Origin of the sequence: Pseudomonas sp. W15Feb34, assembly GCF_023127765.1 — a bacterium.
Taxonomy (GTDB): Bacteria; Pseudomonadota; Gammaproteobacteria; order Pseudomonadales; family Pseudomonadaceae; genus Aquipseudomonas; species Aquipseudomonas synxantha_A.
This window is the reverse complement of record NZ_SPKN01000011.1, coordinates 1-22,762: the sequence shown is the minus strand read 5'-3', so window position 1 is coordinate 22,762 and position 22,762 is coordinate 1. Positions and strand designations below refer to the sequence as shown.

Sequence of the window (22,762 nt, the reverse complement as noted above, 5' to 3'; positions counted from 1 at the left end):
GGAACCACGGCTCTTCGGCCTGCTTGACCAGGAAGCCGATCTTCACTTCTTCGGCGGATACGATGCTGCTGAGGCTGCTTAACGCAACAGCGGCAGCCAGAACGCGTAGAACCTTTTTCATGAACGACACCTCTTGTTGTTGTTTTTGAGTCTTGGGTTTAACCGGCGAAACGATGGCAAGGCTTGCCAGGGACATCCACTTCAATGGCCAACAGCGCACCGTCCAAAGGGTGATCCAAGGGACTCGCGGCACTGGTGATATACAAGGTGGTGAGGTCGGGCCCACCGAACACGCAACTGGTGGGACGGCTGACCGGCAGCTCGATGATGCGGTCGACCTCACCTGCGGGCGTCAGGCGCAGCAGGCAACTGCCGTCCCAACGGGCGTTCCAGATGTAGCCCTCGCTGTCCATGGCCGAGCCGTCCGGCCCACCGCGCTCATGGGGTGCAAACCATACCTGGGCGGGTTCGAGCTGGCCGTCGGACTGGATCGAATGCTGATACAGCGTGCCGTCCATGCTGTCGCCGAAATGCACCTGGCTACCCTCCTCGTTCCAAAGCAACGTGTTGGGAATGCCCAGCCCGGTCAGCAACGGCGTGACCCGCGCATCGGCATCGACACGGAACAGGCCACCGGAGCGCCGGGTGATGGGCAGGTCTTCGCCCTGCTCACCGATATTGTTCTGCATGGTGCCCAGCCACAGCCGGCCCTGGGCATCGCAGCGCGCTTCGTTGCCACGATTGCCCGGCTGCGGGTCGGCCACGCACAGCAGGGTCAGCGCCTGGGTAGCCAGGTCGAGGCGATACACACCGCTGCTCAAGGTCACCAGCGCATCGCCGCTTTCACACGGAATAAACGCCGAGACATGCTCGGGCAACGGCCACACCTGCAACTGCCCGTCCATCCAGCGCAGTGCCTGTTTGGCGGCGATATCCACCCAGTAAAGCGCCTGGGATCGAACATCCCAGAACGGTCCTTCGCCCAAGCGGGCACGGTGTGGGGTGACTGCGCTCAACGACATGAGGCCTCCTGATGACTTACAGCGATTCTCGAGACGGTGCGCCATCCACCAAGCGCTGGATACGCAACGGGTTGGCGTTTTTCAACGCGTCGGGCAGCAGGCTATCAGGGTAATTCTGGAAGCACACGGGCCGCAGGAAACGGTCGATGGCCAGGGTGCCGACCGAGGTGCCGCGGGCGTCGGAGGTCGCCGGATACGGCCCGCCGTGCACCATCGAATCGCAGACTTCCACCCCCGTGGGGTAACCGTTGAGCAGGATGCGCCCGACCTTCTGCTCCAGCAGCGGCGTCAACTCGGCGAACTGTTGCAGGTCAGCCGGTTCGCCGATGATCGTGGCGGTCAACTGGCCGTGCAGCCCATGCAGGGCGGCGCTGAGTTGAGCCTGGTCGACGACCTCGACAAACACCGTGGTGGGGCCGAACACTTCTTCCTGCAGCACTTCGTCGCCGTCGATCAGCAAGCGTACATCCGCCTTGAACAGTTGCGGTTGAGCCTGGTTGCCCGCTTGCGCGCTGCCTGCCAGATGCTGGATGCCCGGGTGAGACAGGAGTTTTTCCAGGCCCTTGCCGTAGCTGTCCAGGGTGCCGGTGTTGAGCATGGTTTGCGCCGGTTGCTCACCGATCAATTGCGCGATCTGTTGCGTGAACGCGGTGAACGCAGGCGAAGCGATGCCAATCACCAGTCCGGGGTTGGTGCAGAACTGGCCGCAGCCTTGTACCACCGAGGCAGTCAGGTCGCGGGCGACGCTCTCGGCACGCGTTTGCAGGGCCTGGGGCAGCACGATGACCGGGTTGATGCTCGACATTTCGGCAAATACCGGGATCGGTTGCGGGCGTGCGGCCGCCATATCGCACAGGGCACGACCACCCTTGAGCGAACCGGTAAAGCCCACCGCCTGGATTGCCGGGTGCTTGACCAGCGCTTCACCGACACCGCCGCCGAAGATCATGTTGAACACGCCCGCGGGCATCTCGGTGGCCTCGGCGGCGCGGATGATCGCATCGGCCACGCGCTCGGCGGTCGCCATGTGCCCGCTGTGCGCCTTGAACACCACCGGGCAACCGGCGGCCAGCGCAGCGGCGGTGTCGCCACCGGCGGTGGAAAACGCCAGGGGGAAGTTGCTGGCACCGAACACAGCCACCGGGCCCAGGCCGATACGGTATTGACGCAGGTCCGGACGCGGCAACGGCTGGCGGTCGGGCTGGGCTTTGTCGATACGCGCCCCGTAGAAATCACCACGGCGCAGCACGGTGGCGAACAAGCGCATCTGGCCACTGGTACGCCCGCGCTCGCCTTTGATACGGGCAGCAGGCAACGCCGTTTCGCGGCAGACCAACTCGACGAAATCATCGCCCAGCGCGTCCAGCTCATCGGCCACCGCGTCCAGAAACCGCGCACGCCGTGCGGCGCTCAAGGCGCGGTAGGCCGGGTAAGCGGCCGCTGCGGCTTTGGCGGCGGCATCCACCTCTTGCGGGGTGGCCTGGTAGAAATCCTGGGGCAAGGCTTCGCCGGTGATGGCATCGATACTCTGCAGCTTGACGCTGCCGTTGGCGCTGCGCTGGCCGCCGATGTAGTTGTGGCCGAGGAACTGGGTCATGTAGGTCTCCTTAAAGGGTGATGACGTGGCCGGGTTCGAATACCGCGTCGACCGTGCCGATGCCGTTGATCAATGGCGCGCCGAACTCAGCCTGGCTGATCTGGAACACATCGCCCGGTTGAGTACGTATACCGTCGGCGAATGACAGGGTAGCGGTGCCGAAGAAGTGAATATGCACATCGCCCGGTTTGAGAAACTGACTGTATTTGAAGTGGTGGTATTCAAGATTTTCCAGGCTGTGGCACATGTTGGCTTCGCCGCTGAGGAATTCGTTCTGCCAGATCACCTCGCCGTTACGCAGGATGCGGCTGGTACCGGCCAGATGCGCGGGCAACTCGCCCACGCGCAGCTCCGGGCCATAGCTGCAACTGCGCAGTTTGGAATGGGCCAGGTACAGGTAGTTCTTGCGTTCCATCACATGGTCGGAGAACTCGTTGCCCACCGCGAAGCCCAGGCGATAAGGCTTGCGGTCGTGACCGATCACATACAGGCCGCCGATTTCCGGCTCTTCGCCGGCGTCTTCGGCAAACGGCGGCACCGGGAAGGCGGCGCCTGGACGCACGACAATGCTGCCGTCGCCCTTGTAGAACCACTCCGGCTGCACACCGGCCTGGCCGGCAGCGGGTTTGCCGCCCTCCACGCCCCATTTGAAGATGCGCATGGTGTCGGTCATCGCGCTGTCATCACCGGCCTGCTGGTGCATCTTGTCGCGGGCCGAGGCACTGCCCAGGTGGGTCAGGCCGGTGCCGCTGATCAGCATATGGGCCGGGTCCGGGTGGTCCAGCGGTGGCAGGATTTTAAGTTCGGCCAGCAGCGCCGCGTAGTCATGACTGGCACCCAGGCCCAGGCTCTGTACCTGTTGCTGCAATTTGACCCCGGCTTCGATGGCGGCCAGGGCCAATTCGCGCACGCTGTGCGCGCCCTGCACTTCCCGCAGGGTGTCGCCTTCCACCACGCCGACGCGGCGCTCACCGTTGCTCAACTCGAACTGAACTAAACGCATGCAGGTTCTCCTGGATTTAAGTACGTGTGGCGCCACGGGCGCTGGCGGCAAATTGATCGACGGGCAGTACGTGCTTGCGCTCCAGCAAGCGGTAGACCACGAGGGTCAGCAGCAACCCGAACAGCATCACGCCGGATAGGAAATACAGGCCCGAGGCGAGGTTGCCGGTGTACTCCTTGAGCGCCCCGATCACGAACGGGCCGATATAGCCGCCAAGGTTGCCCACCGAGTTGATCAAGGCGATGCCGGCCGCCGCGCTGGCACCGGCAAAAAAACGTCCCGGCAAAGTCCAGAACACCGCCGTGCAGGAAAACATCGCGAAGGCCGCCAGGCACAGCGCGGCCATCTGCAGCACCGGCACACTCAGCCAGGCACTGCAGAACAGGCCAATGGCGCCGAGCACATAGAGCACGGCGAGATGGCCATAGCGATCGTTCAATCGATCGGAACTGCGCGGGATGATCAGCAGGCCGATGATGCCGAAGATATACGGCACGGCCGAGATGAAGCCGGTGGTGAGGTCACTGCCACCGAACTGCTTGATCAGGGTCGGCAACCACAGGCCCAGGCCGTAGATGCTCAGGGTCACCGGCAGGTAGAACAGCGCCAGCAACAGCACGCGTTTGTCTTTGAGCGCGTGCAGCGGGTTGCCGTGACGGGTCTGGCCGTAGGCTTGCAGGTCTTTTTCCAGCTCGCCGGTAAGCCAGGTTTTCTCTTGCTCGCTCATCCAGCTGACCTGCCTGGGACCGTCCGGCAGGTAGCGCAGCACCGGCCAGGTCAGCAAGATCGCCGGGGTGCCGATCACGATAAACAGCCACTGCCAGCCGTGCAGGCCAAGAATGCCGTCCATGCCGAGCAAACCACCGGACACGGGCCCGGTGATCATCATTGCAATGGGTTGGGAGAGAATGAACAGCCCGAGGATCTTGCCGCGATGGCGCACCGGGAACCACTGGGTGATGTAGTACAACACGCCGGGGAAGAACCCCGCTTCCGCCGCGCCCAGCAGAAAGCGCATCACATAGAAACTGTGCGGCCCCTGCACAAAGGCCATGCCGATGGTGATGGCGCCCCAGGTAATCATGATGCGCGCAAACCAGCGCCGCGCGCCGAAGCGGTCGAGCATCAGGTTGCTGGGGATCTCGAACAGAAAGTAGCCGATGAAGAACAACCCTGCGCCCAAACCATAGGCAGCGTCACCGATACCTACGTCGGCGCCCATGTGCAGCTTGGCGAACCCTACGGCGGAACGGTCTACGTAGGCGATCAGGTACAGCAGGATCAGGAAGGGAATCAGTTTCAGCGTGATGCGCCGAATAAGCCGCAATTCCTGGCTCATGGGGTCGATCTCCGATTGTTGTTTTTATAGAAGCTCGGGGGGACGCCTCTCGCGAAATCCGCCAGGGTCATACCTCAGTTGAGAAAGACTATATAGTATGACTATTTACAAAACAACACTTCCAAAGCAGCGATTTTGCGCTTATGTTTAAGCACGCATAGAACATATAGTCATACAATAAGAGAATCGATCATGCCTGACAAAAAGCCCGGCCTACGCTCCGCCCAATGGTTTGGTACCGCCGACAAAAACGGCTTCATGTACCGCAGCTGGATGAAGAACCAGGGCATTGCCGACCACCAGTTCCATGGCAAGCCGATCATCGGCATCTGTAACACCTGGTCGGAGCTGACCCCGTGCAACGCGCATTTCCGCCAGATCGCCGAGCACGTCAAGCGCGGCGTGATCGAGGCCGGTGGCTTCCCGGTGGAGTTCCCGGTGTTCTCCAACGGCGAATCCAACCTGCGCCCTACCGCGATGCTGACCCGCAACCTGGCAAGCATGGATGTGGAAGAAGCGATTCGCGGTAACCCGATTGACGGTGTGGTGCTGCTGACCGGCTGCGACAAAACCACCCCGGCGCTGCTGATGGGCGCTGCCAGTTGCGACGTGCCGGCTATCGTGGTCACCGGCGGGCCGATGCTCAATGGTAAACACAAGGGCCAGGACATCGGCTCGGGCACGGTGGTGTGGCAGCTCAGCGAACAGGTCAAAGCCGGCACCATCACCCTGGATGACTTCCTAGCGGCCGAAGGCGGCATGTCGCGCTCGGCAGGCACCTGCAACACCATGGGCACCGCCTCGACCATGGCGTGCATGGCCGAGGCACTGGGCACGTCCCTGCCCCACAACGCGGCGATCCCAGCGGTGGATGCGCGGCGTTATGTGCTGGCGCACATGTCCGGTATGCGTGCGGTCGAGATGGTGCGCGAAGACTTGAAGCTGTCGAAGATCCTCACCAAAGAAGCGTTTGAAAACGCGATTCGCGTGAACGCGGCCATCGGCGGTTCGACCAACGCGGTGATTCACCTTAAAGCCATCGCCGGGCGCATCGGCGTGGAGCTGGACCTCGATGACTGGACCCGCATCGGGCGCGGCATGCCGACCATCGTCGACCTGCAACCCTCAGGGCGCTTCCTGATGGAAGAGTTCTACTACGCTGGCGGCCTGCCTGCCGTGTTGCGTCGCCTGGGTGAGGCCAACCTGATCCCCCACCCGAACGCCTTGACCGTCAACGGCAAGTCCCTGGGCGAGAACACCAAGGACTCGCCGATCTACGGCCAGGACGAAGTGATCCGCACCCTCGACAACCCGATTCGCGCCGACGGCGGCATCTGCGTGCTGCGCGGCAATCTGGCGCCGTTGGGTGCGGTGCTCAAGCCGTCTGCCGCCAGCGCCGAACTGATGCAACACCGTGGCCGTGCGGTGGTGTTCGAAAACTTCGACATGTACAAGGCGCGCATCAACGATCCGGAGCTGGACGTGGACGCCAACTCGATCCTGGTCATGAAGAACTGCGGCCCCAAGGGTTACCCAGGCATGGCCGAGGTCGGCAACATGGGACTGCCGGCCAAACTGCTGGCCCAGGGCGTGACTGACATGGTGCGCATTTCCGATGCGCGCATGAGCGGCACCGCCTACGGCACGGTGGTCTTGCACGTGGCACCGGAAGCCGCTGCCGGCGGGCCATTGGCGGCCGTGAAGGAAGGTGACTGGATTGAACTCGACTGCGCCAATGGCCGCCTGCACCTGGACATCCCCGACGCCGAGCTGGCGGCGCGCATGGCTGATCTGGCGCCACCGCAAAAGCTGATCGTCGGTGGCTATCGCCAACTGTACATCGACCATGTGCTGCAAGCCGACCAGGGCTGCGACTTTGACTTCCTGGTGGGCTGTCGCGGAGCGGAAGTCCCACGGCATTCCCACTAATTGGGATGCTATGATGCGGCGAATTCAAGCCAGAGCCTGCCCGTCGTTATGGATCACCAGCCGCCCAAGCCGCGCAAGAGCCAGCATGCCCAGATCGTTCAGGACCTGGGCATGCACATCGTTTCCGGTCGCTTCAAGCCCGAAGAACGGTTGCCCATGGAAGCCACGCTGTGCGAGGAATACCAGGTCAGCCGTTCAGTGTTGCGCGAGGCGACGCGGGTGCTCAGCGCCAAGGGCCTGGTGTATTCCAAGCCACGGGTGGGTGCGGTGGTACGGCCACGCTTGAAATGGCACCTGCTCGACCCGGATGTGCTGTCCTGGTTGATGCAGTCCACGCCCCACAGTGAGTTCTTCAATACACTGGCCGGGGTGCGCCGCATCCTCGAACCGGAAATCGCTGCCATGGCCGCGACCACCGCCACCGATGAAGACATCGCCATCATCGAACAAGCCTACCAGGGCATGGAAACCGCCAAGACCCACGAGGACCTGTTGCAGGCCGACCTGGACTTCCACCGCGCGATTGCCGACGCCACCCGCAACGACCTGCTCGCCTATATGTGCAACATGCTCTCGTTGCCGCTGCGCGAGTCGATCAATATCACCAACCGCCGCCCGGATATCCAGGGCCTGAGCCTGCCCCGGCACAAGGCAATCCTCACCGCGATCCAGAACCGCGATGCGCTGGGCGCAAGGCATGCCTCGCTGGTACAACTGGATGACACGCGGGTGGCGCTGGATACGGTGATGAATGTATTGACGCCGTTGTAACCCCACCCCGTCGCACTCACTCCTGATTGTTATTGTTGGCTCTGGGGCAGGTGTTATCGCCCTCTTTTTTCAGCGCCAGCACCGCCTGGCGCTCGGACAACAAGTGGGTGATAGCCCCGCCGATAGCGGCAGATATAAGCGCCAGGGCTTCTTTAGGCAGATTGATCGCCGCCCACGTCAAGCCGCCGATCAGCAGGATGACAAACAGGATATTGAAACGTGACACACCCAGTTTTATCGAGCGCACGAGATCGGACGTGTCCTGCATCTTTTCAAAGCGTTTAAGGTCTTCGAACTTACGCACCGATTCCAACGTTTCCAGATAGTGGGTTTCGGCCCGTTTCAATTTCTTGATCACGTCGGCTTCGAGCATAACCTCCTCTATCTCGATCCTGACCAGGCTGATATTGGCACCTGGCCGGCCGAGGATTTCGGAGCTCAACGAACTTTCGGCAAGCTCGGCCAACAGATACGTGTATGAGGTCTCGCTGATTTCCTTGGCGTATTTTTGCAAGGCTGACGTGTAGCACTTGGTGGCGTACCGGGTGAACAGACGCTCCGCATCGTTGGTTTTTTTAATCAGTTCTTCAACTTCATTTATGAGTTCCTGTTCCATTTTTAATATCCCTATTAAGCGTGGCTTGGAAAAATAATAAGCGCCGACCACTACGCTGACACGTTAACGGCAAACATCCCTCCATCGCCCTTCACTGTCTACTGTCAAACCTGACAGTAACGCAGCTGCAAATGTGGGAGGGGGTTTGCTCCCGATAGTGGTGTATCAGTCAAAAACATTGAGACTGACTCACCGCTATCGGGAGCAAGCCCCCTCCCACATTGAGTACTGTGTATAGCCTTATAGGGTGTAGGAGATTCCGACCTGCACGGTGCGTGGTGCGCCTGGGTAAGCGTAGATATTGCCGAACGCGCCTTCCTCATACTCGCGGTTGAACAGGTTTTTCACGTCCAGATTCAGACGCACCTGCTCGTTGACCTTGTAGTAACCCAGCAGGTCGACCACGGTGTAGGCGTCCATCGAGAAGGCCGTATTGGCGGTCTGGCCGGCGCGCTGGTCGACGTACTTACCACCGGCACCCAGGCCCAGCCCTTTGAGTGCGCCGTCCTGGAACTCGTAGACGTTGAGCAGGCTGAAGCTGTTGCGCGGGATGTTCATCAAGCGGGTGCCGGCGCGCAGGGTGGTGTCGCGGGTCACTTCGGCGTCCACGTAGGCGTAGCCGCCGATCACACGCCACTCGGGTGTGAGGTTGCCCGCCACGTTGAGGTCAAATCCGCGGCTGCGTACCTGGCCGGTCGCGACACTCAGGGTATTGTCCAAAGGGTCGGTGGCCAGCACGTTTTTCTTTTCGATCTGGTAGATCGCCGCGTCGACGCTCAGTTGACGATCAAGCGCCTCCCACTTGATGCCCATCTCGTAGGACTTGCCTTTCTCCGGCGCGAAACCACCGCCTTCGCGGCTGGCGCCGGTGTTGGGTTTGAACGAACGGGCGGCGTCGGCATAGACCGCGACGGTGTCGGTGAGGTCGTAGATCACGCCCACACGCGGGGTGACGGCGTTGTCGGCGGCGGTCCACGGTTTTACTCCCGCCACATAACTTTGGTAGTCATGTTCAAAACGCTCGAAACGCGCACCTGCCAAGACTTTCAGACGCTCGGTCAGTGCCACCTGGTCCTGCACGAAGGCGGCGTAGGTCTTGAGGTTTTCTTTATCGTGGGTGGGCGTGCGAGTCAGCGCCGGTCGCGTTTGGCCGTACACCGGATTGAAGATGTCGATCGGGTAAGTGCCCAGGGCCGCACTGGAACGCTGGATGATCGACTTGTAGTCGTAATCCTCGTACTCGATACCGGTGAGCAAGGTGTGCTCGAACCCGCCCGTGGAGAAGTGGCCCGTCAGGTTGAGCTGGTAATCCTTGTCGGTCCATTCCAGCTTGCGGTAGTTGAAGTTGCGTTGCAGGGTACGGCCATCGGCGCCCAGGCTGCTCGGTCCATTGGCTTCAATGGCGTTACCTTTCAAGCTGCCGTCCAACCATTGGAAACCGCCGCCCAGGGTCCAGTTGTCGTTGAGCGCGTGCTCGAAACGCAACTGGGCCATGTTGTTGTCGTTGTGCAGCTTGCCGGCATCCTTGTCGCCCCAGAACGTATCGCGCGATGGCGTGCCGCGCTGGTTGGGGAAACGCGTCAGGCCACGGTCCAGCGGGTGGTTGTTGCGCATGAAGTCGCCTTCGAAGGTCACCTTGGTGGCGTCGGTGGCCTGCCAGGTGATCACCGGCGTCACGCCGTAGCGCTCGGTCTCGACATGATCGCGGAAGGTATCGCCACCCTCGCCCACCACGTTGAGGCGATACGCCAGACGGCCCTCTTCGTCCAGAGGGCCGGAGGCATCCAGGGTGCCGCGCTTCATGCCCTGGTCATTCACCTGGCTGCCCAGGGTGACCGTGCGTTCGGCCAAGGGTTGCTTGGACACCACGTTGAACGTACCACCGGGGTCGCCACGGCCGTAGAGCATGGTTGCGGGGCCGCGCAACACCTCAAGGCGTTCGATGGTGTTGGCATCCGGCATGTTCGGGTAACCCCGGTTGATCGGGAACCCATTGCGGTAGAACTCACCGGTGGTGAAGCCACGCACGGTGAAGGTGGTCAGGCCCTGGCCGCCAAAGTTGTTGGCGCGGCCGACGCCGCCGGCGTAGTCGAGAGCATCTTGCAGGCGGGTTGCGCCGATATCCTCGACCACGTCTTTGGAGACAACGCTGATGGACTGCGGGGTTTCATGAATCGAGGTGTCGGTGCGCGTCGCACTGGCTGAACGGGTGGCATGGTAGCCCTGCACCGGGCCCTGCGCCGATTCGAAGTCTGCAGTAGCGGTCACATTGGTGGCTTGCAGCTCGATACTGGCTTTTTCAGCAGGGGCATCCTCTGCCCAGGTCAAAGGGGAAAACGCCTGGAGCACACAGATTGAAATCAGGGTACGACGCATGGATGTAAACCTAGTGAATGAGCCAGATGGGGCGGCAAACCTGCCAATAATTCGCCGCGCATCATATCTCAGCATATTCTCGTTTGATATCAATTCTCATTTGTTATTTTTCAAGTATCGGCGTTGTATCGAGCGGGTACTGCAAAAACCACGGGCGAAAAAAAGCCACTCAATCGAGTGGCTCATATCACCGGCTGGCTGGCCTCAACGGTAGCGTTCCAACCAATGTGCGTAAGGCGCCGGCAAGGTCCAGGAGGACTTGTCCACGCCCAACTCCTTGGCGGCAAAGTACGCCCAGTGCGGATCGGCCAAATGCGCACGCCCTACCGAAACCAGGTCCAGATGACCTGCCTGCAGCGCGCCTTCGGCCAGTTGCGGAGTACCAAAGCCCCACGCCGACGTCACCGGAATACCGGCTTCACGACGTACACGTTCAGCAATTGGCCCCATGAACGCCGGACCCCACGGGATGTTGGTGTCAGGAATCGTGAAGCCGACACTGACGCTCAACAGATCCAGGCCACCGGCCTTGAAGCGGCGTGCCAGCTCGATGGACTCGGTAAGCGTCTGCTCGTCGCGGCCGTCATATTCGATCACGCCAAAGCGTGCGGTCAGTGGCAGGTTTTCCGGCCAGACTTCACGTACGGCGGCCAGGGTTTCCAGCAGAAAACGGCTGCGGTTATCGAAGCTGCCGCCGTAGGCATCGGTGCGCTGGTTGGAGTGCTCGGAGAAAAAGCTTTGGCCCAGGTAACCGTGGGCGAAGTGCAGTTCGATCCATTCAAAACCGGCATCGCGGGCGCGACGGGCGGCATCGACGAAGTCTTGCTGGACGCGGGCGATGTCTTCCAGGGTCATGGCACGCGGCACGTTGGGCAAATTGGCGCCGAATGCAATGGCCGACGGCGCGATGGTTTCCCAGCTGCGGGCATCGGAAGCCGGGATGTGGTCATCGCCCTCCCATGGGCGGTTGGCGCTGGCTTTGCGGCCCGCGTGGGCGATCTGGATGCCCGGTACCGAACCTGCGGCCTTGATGGCCTTGACCATCGGCACGAACGCCTGGGCATGGGCATCGCTCCAGATACCGGCGCAGCCTGGGGTGATACGCCCCTCCGGTGCGACTGCTGTGGCCTCGACTACCAGCAGGCCGGCACCGCCCCGGGCCATGCCGGCCAGGTGCACATGGTGCCAGTCGTTGACCATGCCGTCGTCGGCCATGTATTGGCACATCGGCGGGATGGCAATGCGATTGCGCAAGGTAACGTCTTTGAGTTTGAACGGTTCGAACAATGCGGACATCAGATACTCCGAGAGAAGCGTGTGTGATTCGATAGTTCGATGGTAATCGAACTATGGTATTGAACGCTACCCCCCTGTTATGATCCGCCCCATGCGAGCCTTCAAACACCCTACCCTGCAAGAATTGACGCTTGAGCGCGTGCTGTACGCCCTCAGCGACCCCGTGCGCCTGGACATCGTGCGCTGCCTGGCCGGCGTGGCCGAAGCCAGCTGTGGTGAACTGGATGGCGGGCGACCCAAGTCCAGCATGTCCCACCACTTCAGGGTATTACGTGATGCAGGCTTGGTACACACGCGCAATGTGGGCACCACCCATATGAATTCGTTGCGCCGTGAAGAGCTTGAGAGCCGCTTTCCCGGGTTGCTGGCGAGTGTTCTTGCGCAATCCTAGCGGGCGTTTTGCCCCTCAGGACGCAACAGGCTGCAGCAACACGCCATTAAGGTGCACGCAGTCCTTGCCATTGCGCTTGGCGCCGTAGAGATTTTTGTCCGCCATCTTGAGCACCGCCGATAACTCGTCACCTGGCGCGAAGCGTGCCATGCCCGCACTGCAGGTGTAGTTGTGAGGCGCGGCAACACTTGAGCGTATGGCCTGCAACAAACCCAGCACGAACTCACGGGCGAAGACCGGGTCATCGTCCTGCAACAACACGCCGAACTCTTCCCCGCCGATTCTTCCAAAGCTGTGGCTGCCTTTGGCGTTTTTCAGGCACACGGCCATGGCCCGCAGGATCTTGTCACCGACATCGTGACCGTACAGATCATTTTTTGCCTTGAAGCTGTCGATATCCAACATGATGAAGTAGCCAGCCTGGCCGCTGTCGAGCAGCTGTTCGAAGCTTTGCATAAAAGCGCGACGGTTAAGGATCGAGGTCAAATAATCGGTTTCGGCCAAGGCGCGAAACTCGCTTTCCACCAACAACACCGAACGCAGGTTCTTCAAATACGAATAACTCAGGATAAAACCGATGGAGACCGAAGATGCGCAAAATATCAGCAGATAAGCCTGTGTTCCTGCATATATATCGGCCTGCATCGGCGACCATAATATGAACCAGACCAACAGGGCGCCGACCAGATAATCCTGAACACTGATAAACAAGATAGCGCTGCCGACCACCAGGGTGACGGCCAGGGGCAAGCCGTAGATACGCAACTCCTGATTAAGGCCAATGACATAGGCAAACCCCACGGATAACATCACGATATAGGCCACTCCCAGCATCCGCCACAGTAGAAAGTTGGCGGTTTTGGAGTGAAACCGGCACACCAGCAACAGGCCAATGGTGACACCCAACATGGACAGGTCGAACTGCATGGCCGGATGAATCAGCCAGATACCGACCCAGGCAATGATCCCGATCCATTCCGCTTGGGTCACCGCAGGCGACAACAACCTGCGCATCCTGGGCCTTAACTTCAAGTTAGCAGGCATCCTTACGCTCCCATCTCAATAGCATGCAGGCCCAGCGCAAAAGAAAAGGCCATAAAGCGTTTTACCAGGCTGACAAAAGGCGGCAGCACTTCCAGCCGGGTCTTGGAGTGAGCTTTGAAATACCCCTTCTCGACACCCTCCTGGACCATTCGAATAATGTGAGTCTTGGACACGGAAAGTTGCTTGGCCAAGGCCAGATAAGACGATGACCGGAACGTGGCCCGATCATTTTCCGGCGCGAAGGCATCGTTATAAATCGCCAGCATCAACAGATGCCCGGCGTCTCTTTTCACCAACCAGTAACACTCGGGAAGCAGTACATCCACCGTGAGATCGGCGTCGAGGATAATGGCAAAGCCCTTGAAATAAAGGGACAGGAAGCCACGGTCATCCAACTCGCGCATTTGCCGGAAAATCGCCCGTTCAGGGTAAAGCCGCGCCAATGACTCGGTGAGCGAGGTCAACATCAAACGCGCTTCGCGACAGGCCTCATCCGACGGCGCGTAGACCCTGAAGCGACTGTCTTCGGGGTGCGGCGCGACGTCCATGAAGCCCAGCGCCCGCAATAAAAGGAACATTGATTCCAGGCTGTTTTTTGAACAATACCTGCGCGTCACACACAGGGTCTTAACTTCCGACAATAACGGTAAGGGTGTGGCGAAGTATTCACTCAATAAGGCAAACGACACCATCAAACGGCTGTATTTAAGTGCACTCTTGTAGAAAAACGGTCTTCGGGAATAGGGCACGAGCAGCACGTGGTAATGCGCTCTCAGGCACGATTCAAAATCCTTATGACGTTCGAGCGCTTGCGCGGTATTACACATAGCCGACTTCAACGAACTGACATGCATGAAAGAGCCCTGATCATCCAACTTGATTCCACTGATCTCAGCTACGAAATCCCTGCAGCCCGGCCCCAAAACAAATCACGTGGTAAACCCTACGGTTAATGGCTTTTTGCCTCGAACGCAATGTACAGCGATTGCCGGACAAGACGTCATCAGTACCAAAGTTGTTCCAGATTCAAGTGGACCCTCTGCGCACACCTGCGCGTAACTTCTCGTTACATCCTCCGAAGCGAGTGACTGGTCGACGAATCGATTCAGCAACCGGCGAACCTTTCTCCCTTGCGTGGCGTCGTAACAGAGCATTGTTGCCAACCGCCCGCCGCGAGGTTCTCGTTTGAAAGCTGCCGTCCTGAAGAAATATCGCCTGATCATCAAGACCATGGGCTATGTGGGCTGGGCCCTGTTCTGGCTATTGCTGTGGGATGTGGCAGTAACCGTGGACTTCATGTTGTTTCTCACCACCAAGATCAACCTGCCGCTGATGCCACTGACATTGCTGGGTTCGGCGCTGGTGGTGTTGATCAGTTTTCGCAACAGCAGCGCCTATAACCGCTGGTGGGAAGCGCGCACGTTATGGGGGGCGATGGTCAATAATTCGCGCAGCTTTGCGCGCCAGGTGCTGACGCTGCTGGATGACCCCGGCGGCGAAGTGAATCCGATCAAAGCCACATTGCTGCGCCGCCATGTGGCGTATGTGAATTGTCTGGCCGCCCACCTCAAGGGCGAACCCTGCCCGGATGAAGTGCGAGCGTTTATCCCCGCCGAGGAATTCGCCCGCAATGGCGCGACCAACAATTTTGCCAATGACATCCTGACCGGGTCAGCGGCGTTGCTGGCCAAGGAATACAAGGCCGGTCACCTGGACAGTATTCGCCTGGCGCGGCTGGAGTCGACCCTGGTCGACCTGTCCAATGCCCAAGGCGGCATGGAGCGCATCGCCAATACGCCACTGCCCTACCCCTACGTGTATTTCCCGCGGCTGTTTATCTCGCTGTTCTGCCTGATCGTACCGGTGGGCCTGGTGGAATCTCTCGGCTGGTTTACCCCGCTGGCTTCCACGGTAGTGGGTTTTATGCTGCTGGCCATCGAGCGGATCGGCACCGACCTGCAAAGCCCGTTTCACTCCAGCGAGCATCAGATCCAGATGGAGGCGATTTGCGAAACCATTGAGAAGAACCTGCAATCGATGCAGCGCGATGCGTTGGCCTGAGCCAAGGCATCGTCGCCGTAGTTGTAAAAGACTATTACGAGGCACAATGTACTAACCGGTTACTTATCTTGCTAAAATCGCGTCTTTGCCCTCTCTCACTCGAGTCTATTCGACATGAAACGAGCATCGCGCGCCGCTGGCGTCTCTAGATTTCTACTCCTGGGCCTGGGCGTTGTCATCGCCCTGCTCGGCCTTGCGCTTGCCGTGGGTGGCGCCAAACTAGTCAGCCTGGGAGGTTCCTGGTACTTCCTGGCAGGTGGCGTGGCCATGGCTGTCTCCGGCCTGTTGATCGCTCGGCGCAAGCCTGCCGGAGCGTGGTTGTTTGCCGCGTTCCTCGTCGGTACGGCCGTATGGGCGGTGGCCGACGTGGGCCTGGTGTACTGGCCGCTGTTCTCGCGGCTGTTCATGTTCGCAGTGATCGGCGTGGTGGTGGCGCTGGTATATCCATTGCTGGCCGGCAAACCGGCGCGTGGCGCTTATGCGGTCGCGGCTTTGTTGGCAGTCGGCGTGGCGGTGGCGGCAGGCAATATGTTCGTCGCTCACCCAAGCGTGGCGCCGACCGGTGCCGGCCCTGGCATCACCCCGGTAGCCGAAGCCGATGCACAGAAAGACTGGGCGCACTACGGCAACACCGAGGGCGGCAGCCGCTTCGCCGCGCTGGACCAGATCAATCGCGACAACATCGACAAACTCAAAGTCGCCTGGACCTACCACACCGGTGACGTGGCCATCAGCGACGGCAACGGCGCCGAAGACCAGTTGACGCCCTTGCAGATCGGCAACAAAGTCTTCATCTGCACCCCGCACAACAACTTGATCGCTCTGGACGCCGACACCGGCAAAGAGCTGTGGAAGAACGAGGTCAACGCCCAGTCAGCGGTGTGGCAGCGTTGCCGTGGCATGGCCTACTTCGACGCCACTGCGCCGATTGCCCAGCCGACCCAGCCCAACAGCTCGCCGATCATTGCCGCCAGCGTGCCTGCCGGTGCGCAGTGCCAGCGTCGCCTGCTGACCAACACCATTGATGCGCGCCTGATCGCCGTGGATGCCGACACCGGCAAGTTCTGCGAAGACTTCGGCACCCATGGCCAAGTGGACTTGAAAGCCGGCCTGGGTAATGTGCCGGACAGCTACTACCAACTGTCCTCGGCGCCTTTGATCGCCGGCACCACCGTCGTTGTCGGTGGCCGTGTCGCCGACAACGTGCAGACCGATATGCCAGGCGGCGTGATCCGTGGTTTTGATGTGATCAGCGGCCAGATGCGTTGGGCGTTCGACCCAGGCAACCCTGAAGACAAGCAAGCGCCGGCCGCGGGCAGCACCTATGTGCGCAGCACGCCGAACAGCTGGGCGCCGATGTCCTACGACCCGCTGATGAACACCGTTTTCCTGCCGATGGGCAGCTCCTCCACCGACATTTACGGCGTGGAACGCACCCAGCTGAACCACAAATATGGCGCCTCCGTGCTGGCGCTCGACGCGTCCACCGGTGCCGAAAAGTGGGTCTACCAGACCGTCCACAATGACCTCTGGGACTTCGACCTGCCGATGCAGCCGAGCCTGATCGACTTCACCCCGCCAGGCAGCGACAAAACGGTACCGGCTGTGGTGATCGGCACCAAGGCCGGGCAGATCTACGTGCTCGACCGCGCCACCGGCAAACCGCTGACCGACGTGCAGGAAGTGCCGGTCAAGGCCGCGAACATTCCCAACGAACCATACTCCCCGACCCAGCCAAAATCGGTGGGTATGCCGCAGATTGGCGCGCAGACCCTGACCGAATCGGACATGTGGGGTGCCACCCCGTACGACCAGTTGCTGTGCCGTATCGACTTCAAAGGTATGCGTTACGACGGCCTGTACACCGCGCCGGGCACCGATAAATCCCTGAGCTTTCCGGGTTCGCTCGGCGGCATGAACTGGGGCAGCATCTCCACCGATCCGGTACACGGTTTTATCTTCGTCAACGACATGCGCCTGGGGCTGTGGATCCAAATGGTGCCGTCGCAAAACAAGGCCCAGGCCTCTTCCGGTGGTGAAGCGCTGAACACCGGTATGGGCGCCGTGCCGCTCAAGGGCACGCCTTACGCGGTCAACAAGAACCGCTTCCTGTCGGTGGCCGGCATTCCCTGCCAGGCACCGCCATTCGGCACCTTGACCGCCATCGACATGAAGACGCAAAAAGTTGCCTGGCAAGTGCCGGTGGGCACGGTTGAAGACACCGGCCCCCTGGGCATCCGCATGCACCTGCCAATCAAAGTCGGCCTGCCGACACTGGGCGGCACGCTGTCCACCCAAGGCGGCCTGATATTTATCGCCGGCACCCAGGACTTCTACCTGCGCGCCTTCAACAGTGGCAACGGTGACGAAATCTGGAAAGCCCGTTTGCCGGTCGGCAGCCAGGGTGGCCCGATGACCTACGTGTCGCCAAAAACCGGCAAGCAGTACATCGTCGTCACCGCCGGCGGCGCGCGCCAGTCCACCGACCGCGGCGACTACGTGATCGCCTACGCCCTGCCGTAACCCCCCTCTGTTCGCGCGGTGCTCCCGCACCGCGCTTTGCGTTTGGAACCCCGCATGAACCCTACTTCTCATACCTCCCTTGGGCGCCTGGTGCTCGGCCTGGCGTTGACTGCCGCCCTGCCCGTTCAAGCCGACGACACCACCCTGACCGGCGACTGGGGCGGCCTGCGCCGTGAGCTCGACGCACAAGGCATCCGCTTTACCGGCGACTACAGCGGCGAAACCGCTTACAACGCCCACGGCGGCCAGCATCGCTCGGCGCGCTATTCGCAAAACCTCAAGCTCGGCGTGCAGTTCGACCTGGGCAAGCTTTACGGTTTCAACAACGGCGACCGCATCCAGCTGACCATCAACGACCGGCGCGGCAACAGCGCTTCCGAAGACCTGGTGGGCAACCGCCTGCCGATCCAGGAAAACTACGGCGGCCTCTACACGCGCCTCACCGAGTTGAGCTACGAGCGCACGCTGTTCACCTCCGCACTCAACATCAAGCTCGGCTACATGGCCATGGGCAATGACCTCGGCGGCCTGGACAGCGGCATTTTGTGCAATTTCATGAACGCCGGCTTCTGCGGGCATCCGCTGAACATGTCGGGCGGCAGTGGATGGGCCAATTACCCGAATGCGCACCTGGGCGCGCGGGTGAAATATGACTTTTCGCCAAACTGGCAACTGCGGGTGGCTGCGTTCAACGTCGACCCTTCCAGCAATGGCAACTCCAGCCGCGCCTGGCACCTGGGGCCCAAGCACACCACCGGCACCGTGGTGCCCATCGAGCTGATCTACAAGCACGCGGGCAGCCTGCCGGGTGAATACAAGCTCGGTTATTACTACGACAGTTCCGATGTAAAACGCATTGGCAGCAACAAGGACGTCAGCGGGCGCGGCGGTCACTACCTGTTGATCGACCAGGCGGTGTGGGCCTCCCAATCCTCCCAAGGCCGCAGCTTGCACGCCTTCGGCCAATACTCTGCCGCCAGCGAAGCGGCTTCGCCGTTCACCAAGTGGTATGGCGCGGGGCTGGTGCTGTACAAACCGTTCGACAGTCGCCCACGGGATACCGTCGCCCTCGGTTATGGCCGTGCAGTGCCCAACCCGCGCAGCCGGGATAACGCGGATGCGGCCTACGCCAACCTGGACAACGCTGAACAGCTGATCGAACTCAGCTACGGCTACCAGGCCACACCGTGGCTGACCTTGCGCCCGGACGTGCAATACATCATCGAGCCGGGGGCGTTTTCCGCACAGAACATCGACAACGCGCTGGTGCTGGGACTGCAGGTGAAAGCGACCTTCTAGTCAGCCGGCATCCAGGGCTCTGCCGCGCCCGCCATTTTTCAACATTGACGGATTGATCCCGAACTGCTTGCGGAACGCCGTGGCGAAATGGCTGGCGTTGGCATAACCGAGGTCCGAGGCGATGCGCATCACCGATTCATTGCCGCTCATCAAGCGGCTGCGCGCCTGGATCATGCGCGTCTGCTGGAACACGCCATAGACGCTGTTGGAGAACAGTTGGCGAAACCCGCGGGTGAGCTTGGGCTGGCTCAAGCCGGACTCACGGGCCAACTCCGACAGGCTTGGCGCCTTGCCCAGATCCTCCAGCAAACGATCGCGGGCCCGCACCAGGCGCTGGCGGTCGGTGTGGCTGACGCGGCAGGTGCATTCGCCATCCTGGCGCGCTTCGAGGAACAGACTGACCAGCGTGACACTTTGCCCGTACAGCCACAGGCTGCTGCGCGGCGGGGCCGATGGCAGGCTGGCGCCGTGGTCCATGGCCAGGCCGAGCATGTGCGCGGTAGCACTCATTTCACCGCTGCGATGGCCGTCGAGGAAGCAATGTTCGCAGGCCAATGCCTTGTTCAGCAGCGGGTCGAGCTTCAATTCCCACTGGGCCAGCAACTCGGGGCGAATCATGACGGTGATGTTGTCGATCTCGCCGTGCTGGTGATATAGGCCGTGGCGGCAACGGCCAAAGCTGATGCTGCCCGCGCCTTCATCAATCACATAGCGACGTTGCCGGCGCCCATCGCGAAAGCTGCACGCGGCCTTGCCCTTTAACAGGTTGGTGAAGCTGAAGTGAATGCACTCGCTGTCGTCTTGCAAGGGCAACTCTACCGGCTGCTCAAAGGTGCTCTGCCAACGCACGATGTCCAGGCCCTCCTGCAGGGTCATACGCGTGACCCGGCAATGCGCTCCCGGCCCCAGATCGCTACCAAACCCTCCCGTAATGATTCGCGAGACCGGCATCGGTTCTCCTGCGCCTCCCTGAACGGCTGACATCGTAAATCTCCTGGCTGACCGGATACGGCTCGAATCAGACCACATCGGGGTAGAACTCTGCAATTGATAATTATTAGCATTTGGCACACCGCACGTGCCAAGCCAGATTGCTGCTGCCCCTGAGCAACGCACGCCGATCAGAACTCTCAGTCAAGGTCCCATCATGTCTGCACGATGCAACACGGCGGCTACCCGTCAATCTTGCTACAAACGTAATAGTATAACAATAGCGATTGCTTTGACACTGACCCCTACCGCCTTCGCCGCCACCCTCAGCGAACCCCTGCAACTGCCCGCCTCCACGGTAACGGCGCGCATGGCCCAGGAAAATTCCAAGGAAGTGCCGATCAGCGTCAGTGTGGTCGATGGCGAACAACTGCGTACCCAACGCCTCGATACCCTGGAAAGCGCCCTGCGCAATACCTCAGGGGTCAGCGTCAATTCTTCCGGCGGGCCCAACGACTTCAACGTGTTGATCCGCGGTGTCGGTTCGCTTTACCAGATGTCCATGGACGACAGTTCGGTCGCATTCAATATCGACGGCGTACCTGTGTCGTCGCGCAGCCTGGGGTTCGGCACCCTCGACGTCGACCGCATCGAAGTGCTCAAGGGGCCGCAGGGCACACTGTCCGGTGCAATCGGCCAGGCCGGTGCCGTGAATATCACCACCCGCCAACCCAGCCGGGAACTCGAAGGTTATGTGCGTGGTGAAGTCGGCCAGAAAGGCCAGTTCCTCACCGAAGGCGCCATTGGCGGACCGCTCAGTGACGGCCTCAGCGGCCGCCTGGCGGTGCGACGTGCCGGCTACGACAGCTGGATCGACAACGACCAGACCCATAACCCCATTACCAAACCGCGCAACGAAGCCTATCGCGCCAGCTTGTTGTGGGACCTCAACGATGACACCCACGTGCTGTTCAGCGCCGAACGCCAGCAGACCGAACGCGCCACCAATTCCCTGGTACTGCGCCCCTACGGCAGCCACCCGAGCCTGGACCTGACGCCCGGCCTGTTCGACGACAACGACAAGACCACCGAGCGCTACACGATCAAGGTCGACCACGACTTCGCCAACAGCCGGCTGACCTCCACCACCGCCACTGGCACGGCCGACTTCACCGGCTTGATCGCCTACGACAGCAAGCTGATGGGCGCCCTCTATGGCACGCCCGGTGAGTTCTGGGTGGTGGATAAATCCTTCGAGCGCAGCTGGAGCCAGGATATACACCTGGGCTCATTGCCCGATTCCGACGTGTTCTGGGTCGCCGGCGTCGCCGCCAGCCGCAATGAACGCAGCTACGACACCCCACGCAACACCTACGGCACCTCCGGCGCCAAGTTCCGCGACTTCACTACCACCACCTACGCAGGCTACGGCGAAGTGACTGTCCCGCTCACCGAACGCCTGAAACTCACCACCGGCTACCGCCATTCCTGGGACCGCAAGACCTACGACGGCCAATACTTCGCAGGTTCGAGCGCCGTGGACGACTCGCGCACACTCACCGACCACTACGGCACCGGCCGCGTCGCCCTGAGTTATGCGATCACCCCACAGACCAACGTCTACGTGCAATTGGCAAGAGGGTATAAATCCGGCGGGTTCAATGATTATGCCTCCCAGGTCAGCGACAGCGAACCCTACAAGGCCGCCGTCAGCAGGGCCGCCGAACTGGGCTTCAAGAGCGAGACCGACGACCGTCGCGGCAGCCTCAACGGTGCGTTGTTCTACACGCGCGTGCACGATGATCACTTGCTTGGCTACGACGCGGCGACCTTCGCCACCAACGCCTTCAACGCCGACACCCGCACCCGCGGCGCCGAACTGGAAGGTAGCTGGCGCTTCGACTACGGCCTGACCCTGGCCGCCAGCGCCACCTACCTCGATGCCAAGATCACCAGCGGTGTGCAAGGCATCCAGGCTGGCGACGTCGCCGCCGGCAACCGTACCCCGGATGTACCACGTTGGAGCGGCAACTTTAACGCCAGCTGGAAACACCCCCTGGGCAACTTCGCCAGCCTTGGCCAGACCAGCCTCAACACCAGCCTCAACTACCACCTGGTTGGTGAACGCGCGGCTGACCCGCAGAACCACTTCAACCTGGACAACTACGAGAAACTCGACCTGCGGGCGGGGCTGGAGAGCAAGTTTGGCGAGGTGTATGCGTTTGCCGACAATCTGTTGAACCAGACGTATGACACCTATGGTTTCTACAGTGACCCGGTGGCCTATGGTGGGCCGTCGCGTCGGAGGACGGTGGGCGTGGGCTATACCTATCAATTCTGAACCGACGCGATTCGGCCGGCTGTCCTGAGTTCAAATGTGGGAGGGGGCTTGCTCCCGATGGCGGTGGATCAGTCACAGATGTCCTGACTGACACTCCCCCATCGGGGCATGGGTATCTACACAGCTGTGTAGCAGCCGATGGTAACCACGATGCGCAGCGAGCCGCTCTTGATCTTGATCTTGATCTGCTTTTGATCTCAGGCGCCCCGTTAAACCACGCTGGC

General features: G+C 60.9%; 17 protein-coding genes and 1 pseudogene. 7 read left to right on the top strand and 11 right to left on the bottom strand.

Annotated elements, in window-relative coordinates:
* The 5 genes and pseudogenes from E4O97_RS06585 to E4O97_RS06565 form a co-directional block, all read right to left on the bottom strand.
* Window positions 1-121 (bottom strand): annotated as a pseudogene (locus E4O97_RS06585) (arabinose ABC transporter substrate-binding protein); the annotation flags it as partial.
* A 37-nt stretch (window positions 122-158) separates the two neighbouring features.
* Window positions 159-1,022 carry an SMP-30/gluconolactonase/LRE family protein gene (locus E4O97_RS06580; protein WP_248160991.1) on the bottom strand — a complete coding sequence of 288 codons (864 nt, stop codon included), beginning with the start codon at window positions 1,020-1,022 and terminating at the stop codon, window positions 159-161.
* A 16-nt stretch (window positions 1,023-1,038) separates the two neighbouring features.
* Complete coding sequence (locus E4O97_RS06575; protein WP_248160990.1) at window positions 1,039-2,619, bottom strand: aldehyde dehydrogenase (NADP(+)); 1,581 nt, start codon at window positions 2,617-2,619, stop codon at window positions 1,039-1,041.
* 10 nt (window positions 2,620-2,629) lie between these two features.
* On the bottom strand, window positions 2,630-3,622 hold the full coding sequence (gene araD1 / locus E4O97_RS06570) for an AraD1 family protein (protein ID WP_122733376.1): 993 nt from the start codon (window positions 3,620-3,622) through the stop codon (window positions 2,630-2,632).
* A gap of 16 nt (window positions 3,623-3,638) precedes the next feature.
* Window positions 3,639-4,961, bottom strand: coding sequence for an MFS transporter (locus E4O97_RS06565; RefSeq protein ID WP_078821050.1), 1,323 nt, complete (start codon window positions 4,959-4,961; stop codon window positions 3,639-3,641).
* A 192-nt stretch (window positions 4,962-5,153) separates the two neighbouring features.
* On the opposite strand from E4O97_RS06565, the gene E4O97_RS06560 reads away from it, so the two are divergent.
* Both E4O97_RS06560 and E4O97_RS06555 read left to right on the top strand, forming a co-directional pair.
* On the top strand, window positions 5,154-6,890 hold the full coding sequence (locus tag E4O97_RS06560; protein WP_005787482.1) for an IlvD/Edd family dehydratase: 1,737 nt from the start codon (window positions 5,154-5,156) through the stop codon (window positions 6,888-6,890).
* 48 nt (window positions 6,891-6,938) lie between these two features.
* On the top strand, window positions 6,939-7,661 hold the full coding sequence (locus E4O97_RS06555) for a FadR/GntR family transcriptional regulator (RefSeq protein WP_005787481.1): 723 nt from the start codon (window positions 6,939-6,941) through the stop codon (window positions 7,659-7,661).
* A gap of 16 nt (window positions 7,662-7,677) precedes the next feature.
* Here E4O97_RS06555 and E4O97_RS06550 read toward each other — a convergent pair whose 3' ends face one another.
* The 3 genes from E4O97_RS06550 to E4O97_RS06540 all read right to left on the bottom strand — a co-directional run bounded on the left by E4O97_RS06550 (window position 7,678) and on the right by E4O97_RS06540 (window position 11,949).
* Entirely contained in the window at window positions 7,678-8,277 is a 600-nt protein-coding gene (locus E4O97_RS06550; RefSeq protein WP_248160989.1) for a hypothetical protein, read from the bottom strand.
* A 240-nt stretch (window positions 8,278-8,517) separates the two neighbouring features.
* Window positions 8,518-10,653: a TonB-dependent receptor gene (locus E4O97_RS06545; protein ID WP_032876478.1), complete on the bottom strand. Its 2,136-nt coding sequence runs from the start codon at window positions 10,651-10,653 to the stop codon at window positions 8,518-8,520.
* Window positions 10,654-10,857: 204 nt separating this feature from the next.
* A complete protein-coding gene (locus E4O97_RS06540; RefSeq protein WP_032876480.1) occupies window positions 10,858-11,949 on the bottom strand; it encodes an NADH:flavin oxidoreductase/NADH oxidase in 1,092 nt (363 codons plus the stop codon).
* A 91-nt stretch (window positions 11,950-12,040) separates the two neighbouring features.
* Between E4O97_RS06540 and E4O97_RS06535 the strand changes: the two genes are divergently transcribed.
* Window positions 12,041-12,340 (top strand): helix-turn-helix domain-containing protein, encoded by a 300-nt coding sequence (locus tag E4O97_RS06535; protein WP_050549300.1) that lies wholly within the window; start codon window positions 12,041-12,043, stop codon window positions 12,338-12,340.
* A 15-nt stretch (window positions 12,341-12,355) separates the two neighbouring features.
* Here the strand turns inward: E4O97_RS06535 and E4O97_RS06530 are convergent, their stop codons facing one another.
* Together E4O97_RS06530 and E4O97_RS06525 are read right to left on the bottom strand one after the other, a co-directional pair.
* Complete coding sequence (locus E4O97_RS06530) at window positions 12,356-13,384, bottom strand: GGDEF domain-containing protein (RefSeq protein ID WP_032876486.1); 1,029 nt, start codon at window positions 13,382-13,384, stop codon at window positions 12,356-12,358.
* Between the two features lie 2 nt (window positions 13,385-13,386).
* On the bottom strand, window positions 13,387-14,238 hold the full coding sequence (locus tag E4O97_RS06525; protein WP_228309729.1) for a hypothetical protein: 852 nt from the start codon (window positions 14,236-14,238) through the stop codon (window positions 13,387-13,389).
* A gap of 331 nt (window positions 14,239-14,569) precedes the next feature.
* On the opposite strand from E4O97_RS06525, the gene E4O97_RS06520 reads away from it, so the two are divergent.
* The 3 genes from E4O97_RS06520 (at window position 14,570) to E4O97_RS06510 (ending at window position 19,267) form a co-directional block, all read left to right on the top strand.
* Window positions 14,570-15,445, top strand: a complete 876-nt coding sequence (locus tag E4O97_RS06520) for a bestrophin family ion channel (RefSeq protein WP_216091187.1) — start codon at window positions 14,570-14,572, stop codon at window positions 15,443-15,445.
* Window positions 15,446-15,559: 114 nt separating this feature from the next.
* Window positions 15,560-17,968, top strand: coding sequence for a glucose/quinate/shikimate family membrane-bound PQQ-dependent dehydrogenase (locus E4O97_RS06515; RefSeq protein WP_078821046.1), 2,409 nt, complete (start codon window positions 15,560-15,562; stop codon window positions 17,966-17,968).
* A 54-nt stretch (window positions 17,969-18,022) separates the two neighbouring features.
* Complete coding sequence (locus E4O97_RS06510) at window positions 18,023-19,267, top strand: carbohydrate porin (RefSeq protein WP_248160988.1); 1,245 nt, start codon at window positions 18,023-18,025, stop codon at window positions 19,265-19,267.
* Here the strand turns inward: E4O97_RS06510 and E4O97_RS06505 are convergent, their stop codons facing one another.
* Window positions 19,268-20,251 (bottom strand): AraC family transcriptional regulator, encoded by a 984-nt coding sequence (locus tag E4O97_RS06505; protein ID WP_248131616.1) that lies wholly within the window; start codon window positions 20,249-20,251, stop codon window positions 19,268-19,270. It lies immediately after the preceding gene.
* Between the two features lie 238 nt (window positions 20,252-20,489).
* On the opposite strand from E4O97_RS06505, the gene E4O97_RS06500 reads away from it, so the two are divergent.
* Window positions 20,490-22,538: a TonB-dependent receptor gene (locus E4O97_RS06500; protein WP_248160987.1), complete on the top strand. Its 2,049-nt coding sequence runs from the start codon at window positions 20,490-20,492 to the stop codon at window positions 22,536-22,538.
* Window positions 22,539-22,762 lie beyond the last annotated feature (224 nt).